Origin of the sequence: Acinetobacter sp. ME22 (assembly GCF_022012315.1) — a bacterium.
Classification (GTDB): domain Bacteria; phylum Pseudomonadota; class Gammaproteobacteria; order Pseudomonadales; family Moraxellaceae; genus Acinetobacter; species Acinetobacter brisouii_A.
The window spans coordinates 265,516-284,545 of the sequence record NZ_JAKLTL010000001.1; the positions used below are offsets into that span (position 1 = coordinate 265,516).

Annotated in this window: 20 protein-coding genes; 7 read left to right on the forward strand and 13 right to left on the reverse strand. The window is 42.1% G+C overall.

The window, feature by feature from the left end; translation table 11 throughout:
• Nucleotides 1-6 precede the first annotated feature (6 nt).
• Nucleotides 7-1,152 (reverse strand): amidohydrolase, encoded by a 1,146-nt coding sequence (locus tag LVY74_RS01300; RefSeq protein ID WP_237813492.1) that lies wholly within the window; start codon nucleotides 1,150-1,152, stop codon nucleotides 7-9.
• 12 nt (nucleotides 1,153-1,164) lie between these two features.
• Nucleotides 1,165-2,166 (reverse strand): MsnO8 family LLM class oxidoreductase, encoded by a 1,002-nt coding sequence (locus LVY74_RS01305; protein WP_237813493.1) that lies wholly within the window; start codon nucleotides 2,164-2,166, stop codon nucleotides 1,165-1,167.
• 234 nt (nucleotides 2,167-2,400) lie between these two features.
• Between LVY74_RS01305 and LVY74_RS01310 the strand changes: the two genes are divergently transcribed.
• Nucleotides 2,401-3,555 (forward strand): porin, encoded by a 1,155-nt coding sequence (locus LVY74_RS01310; RefSeq protein ID WP_237813494.1) that lies wholly within the window; start codon nucleotides 2,401-2,403, stop codon nucleotides 3,553-3,555.
• A gap of 150 nt (nucleotides 3,556-3,705) precedes the next feature.
• Entirely contained in the window at nucleotides 3,706-4,323 is a 618-nt protein-coding gene (locus LVY74_RS01315; protein WP_237813495.1) for a glutathione S-transferase family protein, read from the forward strand.
• Nucleotides 4,324-4,385: 62 nt separating this feature from the next.
• On the opposite strand, the gene LVY74_RS01320 is transcribed toward LVY74_RS01315, so the two are convergent.
• From LVY74_RS01320 to LVY74_RS01335, 4 genes are all read right to left on the reverse strand, one after another.
• The gene (locus LVY74_RS01320) at nucleotides 4,386-5,162 is read right to left on the reverse strand and encodes an ABC transporter ATP-binding protein (protein WP_237813496.1); all 777 of its coding nucleotides are present in this window, start codon (nucleotides 5,160-5,162) and stop codon (nucleotides 4,386-4,388) included.
• A 10-nt stretch (nucleotides 5,163-5,172) separates the two neighbouring features.
• A complete protein-coding gene (locus LVY74_RS01325) occupies nucleotides 5,173-5,886 on the reverse strand; it encodes an ABC transporter permease (protein WP_151710663.1) in 714 nt (237 codons plus the stop codon).
• Nucleotides 5,883-6,572, reverse strand: coding sequence for an ABC transporter permease (locus LVY74_RS01330; protein ID WP_111894344.1), 690 nt, complete (start codon nucleotides 6,570-6,572; stop codon nucleotides 5,883-5,885). The genes LVY74_RS01325 and LVY74_RS01330 overlap by 4 nt, the downstream gene beginning before the upstream one ends.
• Nucleotides 6,573-6,667: 95 nt before the next feature.
• A complete protein-coding gene (locus tag LVY74_RS01335) occupies nucleotides 6,668-7,453 on the reverse strand; it encodes an ABC transporter substrate-binding protein (RefSeq protein WP_237813497.1) in 786 nt (261 codons plus the stop codon).
• 379 nt (nucleotides 7,454-7,832) lie between these two features.
• Here LVY74_RS01335 and LVY74_RS01340 point away from each other — a divergent pair, with 379 nt between their 5' ends.
• On the forward strand, nucleotides 7,833-8,591 hold the full coding sequence (locus LVY74_RS01340; protein WP_237813498.1) for an SDR family NAD(P)-dependent oxidoreductase: 759 nt from the start codon (nucleotides 7,833-7,835) through the stop codon (nucleotides 8,589-8,591).
• 127 nt (nucleotides 8,592-8,718) lie between these two features.
• Here the strand turns inward: LVY74_RS01340 and fba are convergent, their stop codons facing one another.
• The 3 genes from fba to LVY74_RS01355 all read right to left on the reverse strand — a co-directional run bounded on the left by fba (nucleotide 8,719) and on the right by LVY74_RS01355 (nucleotide 11,333).
• On the reverse strand, nucleotides 8,719-9,753 hold the full coding sequence (gene fba / locus LVY74_RS01345) for a class II fructose-bisphosphate aldolase (protein ID WP_151710667.1): 1,035 nt from the start codon (nucleotides 9,751-9,753) through the stop codon (nucleotides 8,719-8,721).
• Nucleotides 9,754-9,874: 121 nt separating this feature from the next.
• Nucleotides 9,875-10,126: a hypothetical protein gene (locus LVY74_RS01350; protein WP_151777753.1), complete on the reverse strand. Its 252-nt coding sequence runs from the start codon at nucleotides 10,124-10,126 to the stop codon at nucleotides 9,875-9,877.
• A gap of 19 nt (nucleotides 10,127-10,145) precedes the next feature.
• Nucleotides 10,146-11,333, reverse strand: coding sequence for a phosphoglycerate kinase (locus LVY74_RS01355; RefSeq protein ID WP_151777754.1), 1,188 nt, complete (start codon nucleotides 11,331-11,333; stop codon nucleotides 10,146-10,148).
• A 146-nt stretch (nucleotides 11,334-11,479) separates the two neighbouring features.
• Here LVY74_RS01355 and LVY74_RS01360 point away from each other — a divergent pair, with 146 nt between their 5' ends.
• Genes LVY74_RS01360 through LVY74_RS01370 form a run of 3 tightly spaced genes read left to right on the forward strand, consistent with a single transcriptional unit; the run spans nucleotide 11,480 to nucleotide 13,647 of the window.
• The gene (locus LVY74_RS01360) at nucleotides 11,480-11,863 is read left to right on the forward strand and encodes a DUF2237 family protein (protein ID WP_151710670.1); all 384 of its coding nucleotides are present in this window, start codon (nucleotides 11,480-11,482) and stop codon (nucleotides 11,861-11,863) included.
• Nucleotides 11,863-12,456, forward strand: a complete 594-nt coding sequence (locus LVY74_RS01365) for a Maf family protein (RefSeq protein WP_237813499.1) — start codon at nucleotides 11,863-11,865, stop codon at nucleotides 12,454-12,456. The genes LVY74_RS01360 and LVY74_RS01365 overlap by 1 nt, the downstream gene beginning before the upstream one ends.
• An 18-nt stretch (nucleotides 12,457-12,474) precedes the next feature.
• Complete coding sequence (locus LVY74_RS01370) at nucleotides 12,475-13,647, forward strand: ribosomal protein uL16 3-hydroxylase (protein ID WP_237813500.1); 1,173 nt, start codon at nucleotides 12,475-12,477, stop codon at nucleotides 13,645-13,647.
• Nucleotides 13,648-13,694: 47 nt separating this feature from the next.
• Here the strand turns inward: LVY74_RS01370 and LVY74_RS01375 are convergent, their stop codons facing one another.
• Together LVY74_RS01375 and LVY74_RS01380 are read right to left on the reverse strand one after the other, a co-directional pair.
• Complete coding sequence (locus LVY74_RS01375) at nucleotides 13,695-14,327, reverse strand: hypothetical protein (RefSeq protein WP_237813501.1); 633 nt, start codon at nucleotides 14,325-14,327, stop codon at nucleotides 13,695-13,697.
• A 17-nt stretch (nucleotides 14,328-14,344) separates the two neighbouring features.
• Nucleotides 14,345-15,067 carry a hypothetical protein gene (locus LVY74_RS01380; RefSeq protein WP_237813502.1) on the reverse strand — a complete coding sequence of 241 codons (723 nt, stop codon included), beginning with the start codon at nucleotides 15,065-15,067 and terminating at the stop codon, nucleotides 14,345-14,347.
• A gap of 188 nt (nucleotides 15,068-15,255) precedes the next feature.
• On the opposite strand from LVY74_RS01380, the gene LVY74_RS01385 reads away from it, so the two are divergent.
• Nucleotides 15,256-16,926, forward strand: a complete 1,671-nt coding sequence (locus LVY74_RS01385; RefSeq protein WP_237813503.1) for an FMN-binding glutamate synthase family protein — start codon at nucleotides 15,256-15,258, stop codon at nucleotides 16,924-16,926.
• 18 nt (nucleotides 16,927-16,944) lie between these two features.
• Here the strand turns inward: LVY74_RS01385 and LVY74_RS01390 are convergent, their stop codons facing one another.
• Entirely contained in the window at nucleotides 16,945-17,958 is a 1,014-nt protein-coding gene (locus tag LVY74_RS01390; protein WP_237813504.1) for an alpha/beta fold hydrolase, read from the reverse strand.
• Nucleotides 17,959-17,997: 39 nt separating this feature from the next.
• Nucleotides 17,998-19,029, reverse strand: coding sequence for an alpha/beta hydrolase (locus LVY74_RS01395; RefSeq protein ID WP_237813505.1), 1,032 nt, complete (start codon nucleotides 19,027-19,029; stop codon nucleotides 17,998-18,000).
• Nucleotide 19,030: the final 1 nt, after the last annotated feature.

Genomic DNA, 19,030 nt, shown 5'->3' on the forward strand with positions numbered 1-19,030 from the left:
TCTCTCTTATGATGTATGGAGTTGCTGCAAAGCAGCTTGTGCCAGTACGGCAAAATACTGTGCTGCGGGGAAAATTAAACGGTCATCGGGTTCAAACTGCGGATGATGCAAACCAAATGGACTACCACTGCCAATGCTGACAAATGCCCCTGAAATCTTGTCCAAATAAGCGGCAAAGTCCTCACCACCCAAGTGCAATGCGGCTTGGATAACCTTATAACCTTGTTGCTCTGCCACCTGACTAGCAAAGTCCGCCCAATCTGCTGAGTTAATCACGGCGGCAGGGCCTTGCTGCCACGTCACCTTAATTTCTGCGCCATGTGCTAGCCCCAAACCCTGTGCGATTTGTTTAAAATGCTGCTCGACTTGTAGACGTGCCGCAGCACTATGCGTGCGAGCTGTACCTTCTAGCTCGGCACGTTCAGGCAAGACATTCCACGTATTACCCGCATGCAACTGCGTGACGCTGACAATACAGGTTTCCAAGTTATCCACGACACGGCTCGGAATACTCTGCACCGCATTGACCAGTTGACTGGCAATATAAATTGCATCGTGTCCTTCATGTGGTCGCCCTGCATGTGCACCTTTGCCTTTGACCGTGATATTGAACTTATCCACGTTGGCATAAAATGCACCTTGTCGGGTGGCAAAAGTACCAACAGGTAAATTTGGCTCGTTGTGCATACCAAAAATTGCCGATACACCATCTAAAATGCCAAGTTCCAATACTTCATGTGCACCGCTATAAGTTTCTTCAGCAGGCTGAAAAACGATGCGAACGCGCCCTTGTAACTCAGTCTCTCGCTGTTTAAGTAACAGTGTTGCCCCTAAAATCACTGCAGTATGTAGGTCATGACCACAGGCATGCATCACACCATGTTCTTGAGAAGCAAAGCTTTGTTCGGTTTGCTCAACAATCGGTAAAGCATCGATATCGGCACGTAAAGCCACCACAGTTTGCCCCTGCCCGATCTCAACCACTAAGCCTGTTTTTAACCCTTGTGCATGACTCTCGATGCCATGCTCAGCCAGCCATGCCTGAATCCGCTTCGTGGTCTGATGTTCATTGCCTGACAGTTCAGGATGCTGATGCAGCTCACGACGCCATGTTTGTAATTGCTGTTCGAGCGTTTTAACTTGTGCATTCATGTTGCAATCACCCTACGCCGCAGCCAAATCAGCAACATTTGCCAGTAAGTCCAGTGCAGCCAAACGCTGCTGATGCTCACTCAATGGAATTTCAACAATCAGTTCGTCAATCTGATGCTGCTGATATAAAGCACTGAGCTGTTGGCGAACCTCTTGTGCCGAACCTTTGACAATGTTGAGTGCTTCTTTTTGCAGTGATGCGATTTCTGACTGCGCCTGTTCAGCAAACTCATGTGCCATCTGCTCGCTCAGAACTTTGACTTTTTGACCATTGGCCAGTTGCAATGTCCAGACTGATAAATCCTCTGCCCATTTTTCAGCTTGCTGACGGGTTTCAGCCACCACGATTTGCAAGGCGATAATGGCTTTTTTATGCGAGTTACGTTGTTTAAATGCTGCCAAGGCCTCTTTTAAAACCTGCTGATTGCCATTTAAATGTGCTGCAAACACAAAGTTCCAGTTGAGTTCTGCTGCCAAAATCGCACTTTCAACACTCGCCCCAAGTAAAAATAATTCCGCAGAGTGTTCAGGAATCGGCGTTGCTGGTAAATGCTCAGGATCTTCAGTCAAAGAACGTGCCTGCAAATGCTGCTGTAGCAGTTGCAATTGCTGTCTAAAATCACCTTTTTCATCCTGATGCAGGCCGCGCTGTAACGCTTGAGTCGATTTTGGTAATCCCCCTGGAGCTTTTCCCACGCCTAAATCAATCCGCTGTCCGCCCAATGTGGCAAGCACGTTAAAATTCTCAGCCACTTTATATGGGCTATAGTGCTGCAACATTACCCCACCAGAACCTAAGCGAATGTTTTGGGTTTGTGGTAATAACCATGCAAGCACCAGTTCGGGAGATGGGCTGGCATAACGCTCGGTCAGGTGATGTTCAGCTACCCAGTAACGATAAAAACCTAAAGCTTCAACTTTTTGCGCAATCTCAACTGCATGTTGTAATGCTTGGGTGGCATTTGCACCTTCTGCGATTGGACACTTGTCCAAAAAACTTAATTTCAAACTCATCATTATTCTCAAAAAGAATGTTTGAGCGATTCTTGCATGGGATTTTTTGAAAATTAAATATTAAAAAATGGTTTACTTGTCATAAAAATTTATATGTTTTATTTATTATACTTATATATAAATATTAAAAAAATATATAGAAAAAACAAATATCTATCATTTTTTATCTTATTTGTGATTTTTTGTTTCATTCGTATTATCCGAAAGCTCCTCATCACAAGTGAATCAATTTAAATGAATTTTAAACTTAACCGCTTCGCCATTCTTGGCTTGTTGCTGTCCTCCACGAGCTATGCCCAAGTCAGCCTGATTGACACCAATCAGGTGTTCAACGATCAAGATCATTTCAGTCTGACCACTTCGGGCAGCATTCGTTTACAAGCTTTAAATTTTGAAGATTACAACAGTTCGAACGCATCACAAAAATATCGACGCAATGGTTATAGTGCTGCCAGCCGTATTTATCTGGATGCCGATTATAAAATCAATGACACCACACATCTGATTTCCGAATATGAAACCTATATTAACCCTGCCAAAATTCTGGATTGGGATGGGCATTATTCAAAATCTGACCAAAATTTGAATACGGCACAGCTTTATTTCGGGGTACAAGATGACCGTTTTGGGACATTGAAATATGGGCAAATTTCCAGTGTTTACTACGATGTAGTCGGGGCAAAAACCGATTTATGGGACTACTCACCACTGGCACAACCTGCAACATGGAGTACCCAAAGCGACTATGATGGCACAGGCACATCCCGCAAAACCCTACGCTACGAGAAGAAAATCGACAAACTCAGCGTTTATGCTGCCTATATGTTTAAAGATCAGACTTATCCATCTGCCAATCTGGAATACAAACGCAAAAATGGGTTTGCCTTAGCGACAGACTTAAAAATCACACCAAATTTGAGTTGGGCAACTGGATGGCAACACACCAACAGCGATTTGATTAATACCAGTGATCACAGCAAGAAAAGCTATAAACAGGACATTATTGGCACATCGCTATTTTTCTTAAAAGACCCGTGGATGATCGGGATTGGGGGTGGCTGGTATAAAAATATTCACCCGAGCTACATTTTGGATGGCAATAACAACTACGCTGTCGATCAGTTCCTCGATACTGAATCCTACGGGGTGGAATACTATATCGGCTATAAAATTCCTGTCGACAAATTTGCCGTACAGTATGTACGCCCTTACTTTATGGGTGATCGTTTCTCTTATGTCAGTGGTCGTAAATTTTACCGAAAAGACAATGGTTTAGGTTTATCTATCCGCTTTAAACATGGCATTGGTTTCGACTATGAGCATTTCTTTACCCAAGACTCATACAACACGCCTGACATGGACTTATTCCGCTTACGTTATGAATTTTAAGCAATGCCTTTAAATGCAGATCAGTCTTCATCTGCATTTTTTCTATAAGTTAATCACTTTATATTCTATATCGAATCAAAGACATAGAAGATTTCATCTTCTAAGATAAATCCCGATTACACATCTACAGCATGATATTCAAGGAATCACATGAGCTTAACCATTTGGGGCAGACCCAACTCTCTTAACGTCCACAAAGTTTTATGGCTCGCAGCAGAGCTTGATCTTGAGTTTGAACATATTTTTGCAGGGCAACAACATGGCATCATCAACACCCCTGAATTTCGCGCACTCAACCCGAATGGCTTAGTCCCTTTACTGAAAGATGGTGACACTATTCTTTGGGAATCGCAGATTATTTTGCGCTATTTGACCGAAGTCTATGGCAAAGACTCTTTATGGATTGCCGAACCACGCGCACGTTTTGCTGCGGAAAAATGGCTCGACTGGTATATCACCAGTGTTTTGCCTGTGTTTAGCGTGGTATTTTTTAATTTGGTGCGCCAACCTGAAGATCAGCGCGATTTGGCTGCAGTTGAAGTCGCAGCAGAAAAACTGTCAAAACTACTGGATATTGCCGATGCTGAACTGGCACGCCAACTATATTTGTCTGGGGAACATTTCGGTGTTGCTGATATTCCTTTGGGACTTGCAATACATCACTGGTTTAATTTGGGCTTAGATCAACAACAGCATCCATATTTACAGGCATGGATTGAGCGTATTCGTAGTCGACCACATTTTCATAAAATCGCCAGTGTACTTTAAGCAGCTTGATGCTATTTAAAAAAGCAGGAAGCAAAATGCACACAGATTTTGCTTCCTATTTTTTATTTAAAATTGCCTTCCAAGAATTGTTTTAAACGCTCACTTTTCGGATGAGTCAGGACTTCTTTCGGATCACCCTGCTCTTCGATTTTCCCTTGATGCAAAAAGATCACCTGATTCGAGACATGGCGTGCAAAGCCCATTTCATGCGTCACGACAATCATGGTTCTCCCTTCTTCTGCCAAGCCTTGCATGACTTTCAGGACTTCACCCACCAGTTCAGGGTCTAAAGCGCTGGTCGGTTCATCGAAAAGCATCACCTCTGGTTCCATCGCCAAAGCGCGGGCAATCGCAACCCGTTGTTGTTGCCCACCCGACAAAAATGCAGGATATTTATTTTCCACACTTTCGTTTAAACCAACTTTACGTAAATATTTACGCGCACGTTCTTCTGCTTCCGCACGTTTCACGCCCAGTACATGAATCGGGCCTTCAATCACATTTTGTAAAACCGTCATGTGTGACCACAAATTAAAATGCTGAAACACCATCATGAGCTGGGTACGCATTTTTTGCAGTTGTTTGGGATCAGTTGCTTTCAGGTTGCCATGTTTATCAAAAACAGTTTGTAGCTTCTCACCATTGAGTTTAATTGAACCATTACTCGGCTGTTCTAGAAAATTAATACAACGCAAGAAGGTACTTTTCCCCGAACCCGATGAACCAATGATACTAATCACATCGCCTGCTTTGGCATCGAGAGAAACACCTTTGAGGACTTCATTATCCCCGAAGGTTTTACATAAATCTCGAATCACCAGTTTTGCTGAATCTTCCATCTGTATTCTCCTAATGATCCGATGGTTTTAAAAATGCCAACCAGCGTTTTTCCAGTTTGCGGAATATGCCAATCAAGATAAAAGCCAAACAGGCATACAGCACTGCGGCGATCCCAAAAGCATTAAACGTTTCATAAGTTGCTGAATTGACATCGCGTGCAACTTTCAAAATATCAGGCACAGTTGCGGTAAAGGCGATGGTGGTTGCGTGCAACATCAAAATGACTTCATTGCCATAAAATGGCAAGGCACGGCGCAACATTGAAGGAATAATAATGCGGGTATAGCGTTTCCACGGTGACATACCAAAAGCCTGTGCAGCTTCGATTTCACCGTAAGGAATCGAACGGATTGCCCCTGCAAAAATTTCAGTGGTATATGCACCTGTGTTCAGTGCAAATGCCAAAATGGTACATTTCAAACCACTTTGGAAAAAATCATTTAAAGCTTGATGATCATGCACAAAATCAAAGCTATAAATCCCCGAATAAATAATCAGTAGCTGTACATACAATGGCGTACCACGAAATACATAGGTAAACAGCCATACTGGACCACGAATCAATGGATTACTCGACACCCGCGCAATCGACAGAGGAATAGACAACACAAAACCAATCGCAATCGACAGTACCAACAGCCATGATGTCATGGCAACGCCTGTCATTTGAAAGCCATCTGTCCACAGGTATTGCTGCCAATATTGTTGAATAATTTCAATCATAATTGCCCCTTTTTGACGCCAGCAGAGTAACGGCGCTCAAGCCACATCAAAACGAGATTGGAAACTGTGGTAATCGCAAGATAAATTGCCGCAGCAAGGACACTAAAGTAAAACACCTGCATGGTGCTACGACCTGCATCTTGGGTAATTTTGACAATGTCTGTCAGCCCAATCAACGAAACCAAAGCCGTCGCTTTAATCAGAACCTGCCAGTTATTGCCAATTCCAGGCAATGCAAAACGCATCATTTGCGGAAATAACACTCGACGAAACACTTGAAATGGCGTCATGCCATAAGCATAAGCAGCTTCAATCTGCCCTTTGGGTACAGACTGAAACGCCCCACGAAAAGTTTCGGTAAAATACGCCCCATAAATAAATGCCAGTGTAATGACACCAGCCGCGAATGGATCAATATCGATTTGGTCCATTTGCAAAGAGTCAGTAATTGAATTGAGTCCAAGCTGAAGGCTATAGAATAGAAGCAGCATAATGACCAAATCTGGAACACTACGAATCAGGGTGGTATACACTGTTGCCACATATCGCACCATTTTAATGCGAGATAGCTTACAAACTGCGCCAATTAAGCCAATAATCACCGAGAGTAAGAGCGATAACAGTGCAAGTTTTATGGTCATCCAAGTGCCATCCCATAGCACAGAACCATAACCAGACAAAAACATACTCATCTTCTCCAAGTAAAAACAATCGATCTGATAGTGATGAGAGTAAAGCTCATAGAAAAAGTGTCGGTACTAGACCGACACTTTTCTCTGAATTAATAAATACTGAAAGGGAAATATTTTTTCTCTAATTTTTTATATGTTCCATCAGCAATAATTTGTGCTAAAGCTTTGTTAATGTCATTTTTCAGGTCTACATCTTCCTTACGTAAACCAATTGCCGCACCTACACCTAAAGTTTTGGCATCTACTACATTGCCACCTGCAAAGCCAAAGTTTTTGCCTTTTGGTGATTTCAAGAAGCCCGCATCAACCATCAACGCATCTTGCAAAGAGGCATCTAAACGACCTGACATCATGTCTTGATATAGAATATCTTGGTTTGGATAAGGTACAACATTCACGCCTTGCGTTGCCCAGTAAGCTTTTGCATAGCTTTCTTGCATCGTACCTTGTTGAACACCAACGCGTTTACCTCTTAAAGAAGCTGCTGTTGGTAGTAATGGTGAGCCTTTTTTCGCAATCATACGCGTTGGCGTGTTATAGATTTTATTACTGAATGCGATTTGCTTAGAACGATCGGTAGTCACGGTCATTGATGAAAGAATACCATCAAATTTTTTCGCTTTTAATGCTGGAATCATGCCATCAAAAGAGTTTTCAACCCATACACATTTTGCTTTCAATTTAGCACAAATGGCATTCCCCAAATCGACATCGAAGCCTACCAATTTGTTACCTGGTGCTTTGTATTCGAATGGCGCATAAGAAGACTCTGTACCAAAACGAATAACTTTCCAGTCTTTTGCTTGAACATTTGTACCGAATGCGGTCAACAACAATGTAGTTGATACTAATAGTTTGTTCTTCCAGCTTTTCATCAAAGTTCCCCTGATCAATCAATTTATTGAAGATAATGCAAGAATTTACACACTTACCCATCTTCCCTGATGTACGAAAAAGCAATTTATATGCCAAGAAAAATCAAAGTAACTGATCTTTCTACCAAAGAATATGACGATTATGAGATACATAAAATTATTTTAAAATATTGATTTAAAAACAATATGAATTAAATTTTATGGATTCCATTCCATATTACAGTCAATTCTAAAAATTGCTTATTCCCCAAAAACTGTATCTTATTTTTAATCAAAACTGTATCTGTTTTACAACTTTTAAATTCTCTATCTTGAACTGCAAAGTACAGTTTGCTTGATCTATCAAGTCAACGGACTCAACTCCATAGAGGATATAAATATGTTAGCGTTAATCACGGGTGCTTCATCAGGCTTTGGATATCACATTGCGAAAAAGTTGGTTGAGTCAGGTTATGACGTGATTGGAGTTGCACGGCGTATAGACAATCTAAATCAGCTCCATGCAGAACTTGGACAATCCTTTTATCCGTTGGCTTTCGACTTGACGGACTCCACTGAAAAATTAAAAGAAGCTTTGGCTGCTGTGCCACAAACATTTCAAATCAGTCATATTGATTTACTGGTCAATAATGCAGGCTTGGCGCTCGGCTTAGAATCCGCAGATAAAGCAGACCTAGAAGATTGGTACAGTATGATCGATACCAACATCAAAGGACTGATCAGCATCACGCACTTAGTTTTGCCGTATATGGTGGAGAAAAAATCAGGCTTGATTATTAATATCGGTTCTATTGCAGGTTCATATCCCTACCCAGGGGGCAATGTCTACGGTGCAACTAAAGCCTTTGTGAAACAATTCAGTTTAAACCTTCGGGCAGATCTCTCGGGTACAGGTGTACGCGTTTGCAATATAGAACCTGGGCTATGTGGTGGTACGGAGTTTTCTCTGGTGCGCTTTAAAGGAGATACCGAAAAAGTCAAAGATTTATACGACCACAAAAATCCGATCTTGCCTGAAGATATTGCAAATACGGTGGCATGGGTCGCAGCTCAGCCTGTACATATCAACATCAACCGTATTGAAATAATGCCAACCTCACAGTCTTTTAATCCATTAAAAGTGGTTGAAATGAACTGACTTTAAATATCGAATGTTTCATTTGAATTATGGCAATAAAACCAAAAAATTAAGGAGCTATCACGAGCTCCTTAACTGATCTATCTAACACTGCTGTCAGATAAATTAAATTGAATCAAAGACTCAATTAATAGCGTTCAACCATTTTCTCTAAAGAAATTGGACGAATCTTGTCAGCATTGCCCGCAGTACCAAATGCTTCATAACGATCAACACAGATTTGTTTCATTGCATCAATCGTTTTTGCAAAGAATTTACGTGGATCGAATTCACTTGGTTGTTCTGCCATCATACGACGAATCGCGCCAGTAGAAGCCAAACGTAAGTCAGTGTCGATGTTGATTTTACGAACACCGTGTTTGATTGCTTCAACCAATTGCTCAACTGGCACACCGTAAGTCTCGCCAATGTTACCACCAAATTCGTTGATCACTTTCAACCATTCTTGTGGAACAGAGCTTGAACCGTGCATCACAAGGTGAGTGTTTGGTAATGCCGCATGAATTTCTTTAATGCGGTCAATTGCCAAGATGTCGCCTGTAGGTGGACGGGTAAATTTATATGCACCGTGTGAAGTACCTACAGCAATTGCCAAGGCATCAACATTGGTATCTGCAACGAATTGAGTTGCTTCTTCAACTGAAGTTAACAATTGAGAGTGGTCAAGTACGCCTTCTGCGCCTACGCCATCTTCTTCGCCTGCCATGCCTGTTTCAAGGCTACCTAAACAACCGATTTCACCTTCAACAGAAACGCCACACGCATGTGCCATTGCAACAACACGACGTGTTACGTCAACATTGTAGTCATAGCTTGTTGGTGTTTTGCCATCAGTTCCCAAAGAACCATCCATCATCACTGAGCTAAAGCCCAACTGGATTGAACGTTGACATACGTCAGGACTCGTTCCATGGTCTTGGTGCATTACCACTGGAATATGTGGCCATTCTTCAACTGCTGCCAAAATCAGGTGACGCAAGAATGGTGCGCCTGCATATTTACGAGCACCCGCAGATGCTTGAACAATAACAGGTGAGTTAGTTGCATCTGCAGCTAACATGATTGCACGCATTTGTTCTAGATTGTTTACGTTAAATGCTGGTACGCCGTAGTTGTGTTCTGCAGCGTGATCCAAGAGCTGGCGCAACGAAATAAGAGCCATAGTATCCTCCCAGGTAGTGGGCTTTATTCTACATGTTGCTGAATTGCAATTCAGCATCAAAAAACATCATTTAAAAAAAAATCCCTGCATAGGCAGGGACTTTTATTAAAAAATCAACAAATCATTGAGCTTTTGCTTCAGAAGCAGGGGCATCAGCATCTTGAACGTCTGTATTTTTTTCATCAAGTACAGGTTTATCCAAAGCATTAATTTGAGCTTGTTGCTCTGGAGATGTCGGTTTGTCATCTGCCGATGCAGCAGCAGGTGCTGAACCAGATGCTTGCTCAGTTTTAGCTTCTTCTGACTTTTTTGAACATGCAGTGAATGCAAGTGGTGCAAGGCATGCCAATGCAATGATCAGTTGTTTTTTCATGAAACGCTCCTAGATGGGCTTAGGCGCGCTCAAGTAAAACAGCCACAGCAGGCAAAGTTTTACCTTCTACAAATTCTAAAAACGCACCACCACCCGTTGAAATATAGCTGATTTGAGATGCAACGTCATACTTGTCAATCGCAGCCAAAGTATCACCACCACCTGCAATCGAGAAGCCTTCACTTTCTGCAATCGCCAATGACAATGCTTTTGTGCCTTCGCCAAATTGATCGACTTCAAACACCCCAACAGGTCCGTTCCATAGGATAGTCTTGGATTGTTTCAGTAATGTTGCAAAAGTCGCTGCAGTTTCAGGGCCAACGTCTAAAATCATGTCATTTTCGGCAACATCTTCAACTTTTTTCACAATTGCAGGCGTGTTGGCTAAAGAACCCAAGAAATCTTCAAAGTTGATTTGTGTTGCATCGGCAACCACAACATCGGTTGGTAAAGGTACAGAAACTTTCGCAGCAATTGCTTTAGCCGTGTCGATCAGGTCAGCTTCATACAGTGATTTACCGACATTGAAGCCTGCTGCTGCCAAGAATGTATTGGCAATCCCACCACCCACAATAATCTGGTCACAAATCGTTGAAAGTGAAGTTAAAACATCAAGCTTCGTCGATACTTTAGAGCCTGCAACAATCGCCACCATTGGTTTCGCTGGCGTTTGTAAAGCACGACCTAAAGCATCAAGCTCGGCTGCAAGCAATGGGCCTGCTGCTGCAACTGGCGCAAAACGTGCCACACCTTCAGTTGATGCTTCTGCACGGTGTGCTGTACCAAAGGCATCCATTACAAACACATCACACAGTGCTGCATATTTTTGTGCAAGTTCAGTGTTGTTTTTCTTTTCACCATGATTAAAACGCACGTTTTCAAGCAACACCACCTGACCTGCTTGAACTTCAACACCTTCTAAATAGTCAGTGATCAGTTGTACATTTTGCCCCAATGCTTCAGTTAAGTAAGCAGCAACAGGTGCTAAAGATTGTTCTGGTTTTGGCTCGCCTTCCACTGGTCGACCAAGGTGTGAAAACACCATAACTGCAGCGCCTTTCTCAAGAGCTGCTTTAATTGTTGGAAGTGCAGCACGCAAACGTGCATCACTGGTAATCACACCATTTTTGACAGGCACGTTCAAATCTTCACGAATAAGGACGCGTTTCCCTGTTAAATCAAGGTCTGTCATGCGCTGAAAATTCATGGAATGCTCTCTTTCTGGTTTGCTGAAATTTAAAATCGCGCCATTTTAAATGATTATGCAAAAAAAGATTAGCTTCTTTAGTAGAAAAGCTGTAGAAAAATGTGGTTTTGATTATGATAAAGCATCTTTAAAAAATATTATTGTGTATGTCTATTCATCCAGATCCAAAAATTAACCGACTCAATGTGTTTGGTGAGGCGCTGGCAAGCTGTTGTTTTGACCCGATTACAGGCTACTTTCGTAATGGTTTTTGCCATACGGCAACCACCGACTTGGGACAACATACCGTTTGCGCCCGCATGACGGCTGATTTTCTAAATTTTTCGCAAAAAATTGGCAATGACCTGATTACCCCATTGCCTGAAATTGGTTTTCCCGGACTCAAACCAGGCGACTTTTGGTGTATCTGTGTCAGCCGTTGGGTGGAAGCTTATGAAGCAGGTCATGCACCCAAACTCAAACTGCATGCTTGTCACCAGTCAGTGCTGAGCTATGTGCCGCTTGATGTATTGATGGACTTTGCCGTCTAATGAAACAACCACAGATTATTTTGGCATCAAGTAGCCAAACCCGAAAAGCCTTGATGGATCGTTTAGGCTTAGACTATCTCGCAATTTCGCCAGATATTGACGAGTCAACCCAAAACGAAATCCATGCGGATGATTTGGCAAAACGCTTGGCTTTTGAAAAAGCTCGCGTGATTGCCGAACAATATTCAAATGCCATTGTGATTGGCTCAGATCAGGTGGCATGGCGTGAAACTGCACCACAAGACTTTATCGGTAAACCGTTGACTGTTGAAAATGCCATTCAGCAATTACAACTCAACTCAGGCAAAACGGTGTATTTCAGCACAGGTTTAAGCGTGCAACATCTGGCTTCAGGTTTTGAGCAAACCTTGGTTGAACGCTACCAAGTCAAATTCCGTGAACTCAGTCTTGACGAAATTCAGCGTTATATTGAAAAAGATCAACCACTCCACTGCGCAGGCAGTTTTAAATGTGAAAGTCTAGGAATTAGCCTATTTTCCAGCATGACTGGACAAGATCAGACCACATTGATGGGGCTACCGATGATTCAACTGTGTACACTACTGCGCCAACTACACATTCAAATTCCTTAATCTTTTAAAGGTACTCGCATGTCTCAACCTTTAACCATTTTAGGCGGTATCACCGCAGAACAGTTTCTCAATGAATACTGGCAGAAAAAACCACTTTTAGTTCGTGGTGCATTGCCTGAAATTGCCAATATTTTAGAACCCAATGATGTGATGGAACTGGCGCTTGAAGACAATGTCAGCGCACGTTTGATCAAACAGAAAGACCGTGATCCAAATCAATGGTCAGTGAAATCATCACCTTTAGCTAAAAGTGATTTCCAGAAAATGCCAAAATTGTGGACGCTTCTGGTTCAGGCAGTTGACCATTATTCAATGGATTTGGCAGAACTTTGGCAACGCTTTAGCTTTATTCCACAGTGGCGCCGCGATGACATTATGGTGTCTTATGCACCTAAAGGCGGTTCAGTGGGTAAACACTTCGACTTTTATGATGTGTTCTTGGTTCAAGGCTATGGTCATCGCCGTTGGCAGCTTGGGCAAATGTGTGATGCAGACACCGCATTTGTACCCAATCAACCCCTAAAACTGTTGCCAGACATGGACATCAATTTTGATGAAGTCCTTGCACCAGGCGACTTGTTGTATGTACCACCAGGGTTGTCACACTACGGCGTTGCAGAAGATGACTGCTTAACCTTCTCTTTTGGTTTCCGTATGCCAAATGTCGCCAACATGATGGATCGCGTGAGTGACCAGTTTGCTGACAATGCTTTACTGAAAAATCCATTGGCAGATATTGCACGCACACTGCCTCACCGCGTCGGTCAGATTGATGCCGAAGAACTCAGCTATCTCAAACAGCAAGTTTTAGCCCAATTACAGGATTCACCTTTGCTTGATGCTGCAATTATGTCGCTGATGAGCGAACCTAAATATCCTGATAACGTGCCAGAGCCTGATGAAATTGAAGTCGCTGATTTAGAGGCGGTGCTAGATCAAGGTTATTTACTGCAACTTGAACCTGCATCACGCTTACTTTATAAACAGCAAGAGAATGAAACCCTGTTCTGGGGTAATGGCGAAGCACTGTGCATTTCAGCTGAGTTTACTGAAACTTTAGCAGCCATTGCCGATGGTCAGCGTTTTGAGTTAAATGAGCAATTTGCTCAAGAGGAAATTTTGGAAGATTTAGCACACTTGCTGAACGAATCCATCTTAATGTTATTACCGCCTGACGAAGACGCTGAATAAGCCGAAGGTGTGACTTACATATAAAGTGTAGGTCACACCCTATCAGATTAACGATTGAGTAAACGATAAATTGGTGTCAATGCCAGCATTAAAATCACAAAGAATCCTGCATAATGCACCCATGAATATTGCGAGCCTTTGCCTTGCCATACTTGAAGTTGTATCGAATCTACGGCTAAATTTTCACGTTCTGACAATTCCGCCAATGCAGTATAAGATAATCCCATTTTATCCTGACCAATCGAAAAAGGGTCTGAGGCAATAACTAACAAGACAGGTGCGTTGATTTTATAACCATGATCATCCTCATCACTAAATACTTGTGGTGAATATTGATTACTTTCAGTCATTCGAATCCCTCCAAACCAACGCATATTGACTTTGCCATCTTGTAAAGCATGTCCTTTCACCACGATCACAAAACGGTAAGGATTTTCCTGACGGGTTGGAAAATCAATCGCAATATTCGGACGACTAAACACATCTTTGATCTGAGGCATTGGGCTTTTATTAATTGCATCAATCTGTTCAGAGCTTAACTGAATCGAATTCACCAAAGTCTGACCATATTCGCCTGTTTTCGGCTCATGATCAGCTCGACTGCATCCCCCAAGCACCACACTCACCAACAAAGCAACGAGCCAATACATTGAATTTTTCTGAAAATTTAAATTGATCATTTCATCTTCTTCTTAAATTAAAAAACAACCGCACTAATATGACGATCTAACAGCCAACGCAACACGAGACCACGCTCTTGTTCAGGCAAAGACAGGCTATATTCAAAAGTCCGAATCACTACATCACATTGTTTACGCTTGTCAGATGCAACCTCACCTTGATTGATCATGTCAGCATCTGCGCCATACTCTTGACGCAGACGTTCAGCAACGCCTTGCCATGCCGTTGGCATTTGCATACGTTCCACCACTGAACGTGAGCCCGAATGGGTCAAAATATAACTCAGTGCATCAGCGGTTTGTTTTTGGGTCGAATCAGCTAAAAGTTCACGTACTTGTGCGGGTGGAAGTTTGCTATAAAGCGGAAATGCAATCGCAAAACAGCGATCTGCCCGTCGAGCATCATAAAGTTGTTGTAGATAAGCTTGTGCCCATAAATATTGCCCCTGATCATCGGCTTGCTGCTCAATCACACGGCGTAATGACCACCAAAATGAACCAGAAATCACAGCTCCAACATCATCATTTGGCAAAGCCGTATTGGCGGCTTGCATGGCTTCTTCATAAGGCTTGGCATGGTGTTGTTTAAAAGGCTGCAACAACACCAACTGATTCAGTTTTTGTTCACGTTCAGCAATCGGATTATTTTGAACAACTGCGGATGAATCGGATGATGAAAAACGATTCATCGCATAAAATCCTGCAAAAATAACAGCGATGACAAGAAAGAAATTACGCATAAGTCGATGAATTTATCATATTATTCTTAATTACAAATCTTAACATAAATAAAAATAGTAAAATACAATATATAAAATTTTAATTTAAATAATTCAGAAAGTTTCTCATTCATAACAATTTAAAACTTGTACCACAAGCAGCTTATTGGCAAGTTACTTGATAGTATTCACTTATTTGAAAATAAAAAATGGCTAGCCCTGCTCAAACTATACGACATCGTTTACTCAACACATTTTTATCGCGTCATTCTGTTTGGTTTCTATGCTTATTGATTTTTATTACTCTCAGCTATTTTGAACTATTTGACAATCCTCAATATCCTGAATACTTCTTAAGTACCCCTGTCATTCATAGTCTTTGGTTGATGAGTTTTTTACTGAGTTTGCTTGGTGTCTATGATGTCCTACAAAACCGACATTCCATTTTAAAAAACTACCCGATTATGGGACATTTTCGTTTTCTATTTGAAGACTTTCGTCCTGAGATTCGCCAATATTTTATTGAAGCTGATCAAGATGCATTACCTTTTTCTCGTATGCAACGTTCCTTAGTCTATCAGCGGGCTAAAAATCAAAATGCAGACAAACCATTTGGTTCAATCATCAACGTTTATCAGGAAGATTACCGTTTTATCACACATTCGATGCTGCCGTGTAAACCTGCTGACCCAAGCACCTTTCGCATTCAAATTGGCAATGCTCAATGCCAGCAGCCTTACAGTGCCTCAATTATGAATATTTCAGCCATGAGTTTTGGGAGTTTAAGTGCTAACGCAATTCGTGCCCTCAACTTAGGTGCAAAAATGGGTGGCTTTTATCATGACACGGGTGAAGGTAGCTTGAGTCCCTATCATTTAGAGAATGGTGGTGATGTCGTTTGGCAGATTGCCAGTGGCTACTTCGGCTGCCGTACCCTCGATGGGCATTTTGACCCTGTGAAATTTGCCGAACAAGCTAAGCGCCCACAAATCAAAATGATTGAGCTTAAACTGTCACAAGGCGCTAAACCTGGACATGGCGGCATTTTGCCTAAAAATAAAATTTCAGCAGAAATTGCCCAAATTCGTGGGGTTTCTCGGGATCAGGATTGTATTTCCCCTGCCCGACATTCAGCTTTTAGTAACCCAATTGAAATGCTGCAATTTTTACAACAACTGCGTGAGCTTTCTGGTGGTAAACCTGTTGGATTTAAACTCTGTATCGGACAACCTTGGCAATTTATGAGCATTGTCAAAGCCATGTTAAAAACTCAAATCTATCCTGACTTTATCGTTGTGGATGGCTCTGAGGGTGGCACAGGTGCAGCACCCATTGAACTGAGTGATTATATGGGTACGCCACTACGTGAAGGCTTACGTTTTGTCCATAACACGCTCGTTGGCACCAACTTGCGTCAGCATATTAAAATCGGGGCAAGCGGCAAAGTCATCAGTGCATTTGATATTGCCAGCACTTTTGCATTGGGCGCTGACTGGGTCAATTCTGCACGCGGCTTTATGTTTGCTATTGGTTGTATTCAAGCGCAAAGTTGTCACACAAACCAGTGCCCTGTCGGCGTGGCGACTCAAGACAAAGAACGCCAAAAAGCATTACATGTGCCAACCAAAGCTGAACGAGTGTTTAATTTTCATAAAAACACCTTACATGCGCTGTCAGAATTGATTGCAGCGGCAGGGTTAGAACATCCATCTGAAGTGAAAGCGCATCATTTGGCTCAGCGCCTCAATGACCGTGAAATCAAAAATTATGCGCAATTACACTTTTTCTTTAAAGGCGGTGAACTGCTGAACTGCGACATCAAAGATGAAGAAAACTTTTATTATCGAATGTGGAATATGGCAAGTGCTGAATCTTTTTAGATTCAGCACCAATCTATTTTATTGAACCATTTTCAATTCAGCCAATAAAGCACGGTTAAATTTCACTGGGTCTTGCATTTGCGGTGCATGACCCATATTGGGAAATTCAACCAGCTTGGCATGTGGAATACGTTGAGCCGCCTGTTTTCCCAATACATTGTAATGACCGATTTGCTGTTTGACTTCAGGCGGTGCAATATCACTCCCAATAGCAGTCGTGTCACTGGTGCCAATAAATAAAACTGTCGGCACCTGAATGTTTGGAAGTTCATAATACACAGGCTGAGTAAAAATCATGTCGTAGATCAAAGCTGAATTCCAAGCCACTTTTTTATGTCCTGAACCTGCATTTAAACCTGCCAGCATATCCACCCAGCGGTCATAATCAGGCTTCCAATGCCCCATATAGTAAGTTTTTTGTTCATATGCACGAATACTTTGTACACTCAGCTTTAACTCTCGCTGATACCATTGATCCACCGTGCGATAAGGTACACCTTTGGCTTTCCAGTCTTCCAAACCAATGGGATTGACCAGCAGCAATTGCTGCGTTTCTTTCGGATACATCAGCGCATATCGAACAGCAAGCATACCTCCTGTCGAATGCCCCATCATTACTGCATTTGAGATATTCAAATGTTGTAATAAAGCATGGGTATTTTCAGCAAGCTGTTGGAAGCTGTACTGATAATAGTCAGGTTTTGTTGATGTGCAGAATCCAATTTGATCAGGCGCAACTACCCGATAACCCTGTTGGGTTAAAACCTGTATGCTGTTTTGCCATGTCGCAGCGCAGAAATTTTTCCCATGCAACAAAACCACAGTACGACCATTTGGATGTTTTGGATGCACATCCATATAACCCATTTTTAAGTTTTGTTGCTGTGAATCAAATTGGAAAAATTGTAGCGGATACGGATACTGAAATCCTTCTAAATGTTCGCCATAGGTTGGCGCAGCAAAAGTCGGGAGACTTGTAAAGATACTTAAGCCTAGAATGGCTAAGGTATAGCGCAGCGTTTTTTGCTTCATACAAAATCCTTAAGCAAAGATAAACTGCGCTATTGTCCTCTATTCAAAGTAGAGCTGACTATGACTAGCATGTAAAAATGCAGGAATCAGACCTGTCAGTGCAGCACGAATATCTTCCCGCTCATTAATCAATTGATGCGAACCTTCTTCAAGCATCAACAAGGTCTGTAAACGGAATTTTTTACGAATAAATTCAATATTATATTTCCAATCTACTGTTTGATCGAGTGCACCTTGTGCAAGCCAGACTGGAACACGACAGGCTGGACGTTCTTCCATTTCCTGCATCCATTTTGACATCGCCAAAATCCAGTCCATGCCCATCATTCGTGGTTGCAATGGATCTGTTAAACGAATAAAACGTAAAAACTCTGGGTTGTGGTTATTGCGACGGAAATGACGTGGAACCTGACGACGGACACGGCGAATAATGCCGAGTCCAACAGGGTTATGCCACCATGCAGTTTTGGCAGGTCGAACCAAAGGTGATAGAAGCAGAACCCGATCAACAAAAGGATTTTTCCGCTGTTCAGCATAAGCCAGTAAATGATGCATAAAAATAGCACCTCCTGTACTTTGTCCAATGCCAAGCCATGGTTTAGGTAACTGATCGGCATTTTTCACATAGTGGTAAACAGCACCAAGGACATCTTGATAATGGTTAAAATCCTGAATACTGGCAGGCGAACCACTACTTAAACCATGCCCTGGCAAGTCAAAGACCAACACACTAAACCCTTGTGCTAGAATTTCGCGAATAATGGGTTGGTAGATTCCACTATGTTCTAAATAGCCATGCAGTAAAAATACCGTTCCCTGCACAGGCACATCTTTTGGTTCAAAGACTTGGGTATGTAACTTAAACAAGGGCATTTCGATATAGCCTTGCCAATATTGACATTGCAAACGATCTAAACCATATAGCTTCTGATAAGCCAATAAATCAGGTGATGGTTGATAGGCACGATTTAAGTTTAGTGCAGGCAATAAATTTGCGGTGACTTCTCGACTCGGTACAGGCAAATCCAACTGTTTTAAAATGGATGGCGTTAAAAATGGAATATCAGTCATA

Bases quoted from the DNA above. Each gene is read 5' to 3' on its own strand.
- LVY74_RS01395 (WP_237813505.1), bottom strand. From the start codon at position 19,029: ATGACTGATATTCCATTTTTAACGCCATCCATTTTAAAACAGTTGGAT.
- LVY74_RS01300 (WP_237813492.1), bottom strand. From the start codon at position 1,152: ATGAATGCACAAGTTAAAACGCTCGAACAGCAATTACAAACATGGCGT.
- fba (WP_151710667.1), bottom strand. From the start codon at position 9,753: ATGGCTCTTATTTCGTTGCGCCAGCTCTTGGATCACGCTGCAGAACAC.
- LVY74_RS01340 (WP_237813498.1), top strand. From the start codon at position 7,833: ATGTTAGCGTTAATCACGGGTGCTTCATCAGGCTTTGGATATCACATT.
- LVY74_RS01375 (WP_237813501.1), bottom strand. From the start codon at position 14,327: ATGATCAATTTAAATTTTCAGAAAAATTCAATGTATTGGCTCGTTGCT.
- LVY74_RS01380 (WP_237813502.1), bottom strand. From the start codon at position 15,067: ATGCGTAATTTCTTTCTTGTCATCGCTGTTATTTTTGCAGGATTTTAT.
- LVY74_RS01390 (WP_237813504.1), bottom strand. From the start codon at position 17,958: ATGAAGCAAAAAACGCTGCGCTATACCTTAGCCATTCTAGGCTTAAGT.
- LVY74_RS01360 (WP_151710670.1), top strand. From the start codon at position 11,480: ATGTCTATTCATCCAGATCCAAAAATTAACCGACTCAATGTGTTTGGT.
- LVY74_RS01325 (WP_151710663.1), bottom strand. From the start codon at position 5,886: ATGATTGAAATTATTCAACAATATTGGCAGCAATACCTGTGGACAGAT.
- LVY74_RS01385 (WP_237813503.1), top strand. From the start codon at position 15,256: ATGGCTAGCCCTGCTCAAACTATACGACATCGTTTACTCAACACATTT.
- LVY74_RS01350 (WP_151777753.1), bottom strand. From the start codon at position 10,126: ATGAAAAAACAACTGATCATTGCATTGGCATGCCTTGCACCACTTGCA.
- LVY74_RS01335 (WP_237813497.1), bottom strand. From the start codon at position 7,453: ATGAAAAGCTGGAAGAACAAACTATTAGTATCAACTACATTGTTGTTG.
- LVY74_RS01315 (WP_237813495.1), top strand. From the start codon at position 3,706: ATGAGCTTAACCATTTGGGGCAGACCCAACTCTCTTAACGTCCACAAA.
- LVY74_RS01310 (WP_237813494.1), top strand. From the start codon at position 2,401: ATGAATTTTAAACTTAACCGCTTCGCCATTCTTGGCTTGTTGCTGTCC.
- LVY74_RS01330 (WP_111894344.1), bottom strand. From the start codon at position 6,572: ATGTTTTTGTCTGGTTATGGTTCTGTGCTATGGGATGGCACTTGGATG.
- LVY74_RS01365 (WP_237813499.1), top strand. From the start codon at position 11,863: ATGAAACAACCACAGATTATTTTGGCATCAAGTAGCCAAACCCGAAAA.
- LVY74_RS01355 (WP_151777754.1), bottom strand. From the start codon at position 11,333: ATGAATTTTCAGCGCATGACAGACCTTGATTTAACAGGGAAACGCGTC.
- LVY74_RS01320 (WP_237813496.1), bottom strand. From the start codon at position 5,162: ATGGAAGATTCAGCAAAACTGGTGATTCGAGATTTATGTAAAACCTTC.
- LVY74_RS01305 (WP_237813493.1), bottom strand. From the start codon at position 2,166: ATGAGTTTGAAATTAAGTTTTTTGGACAAGTGTCCAATCGCAGAAGGT.
- LVY74_RS01370 (WP_237813500.1), top strand. From the start codon at position 12,475: ATGTCTCAACCTTTAACCATTTTAGGCGGTATCACCGCAGAACAGTTT.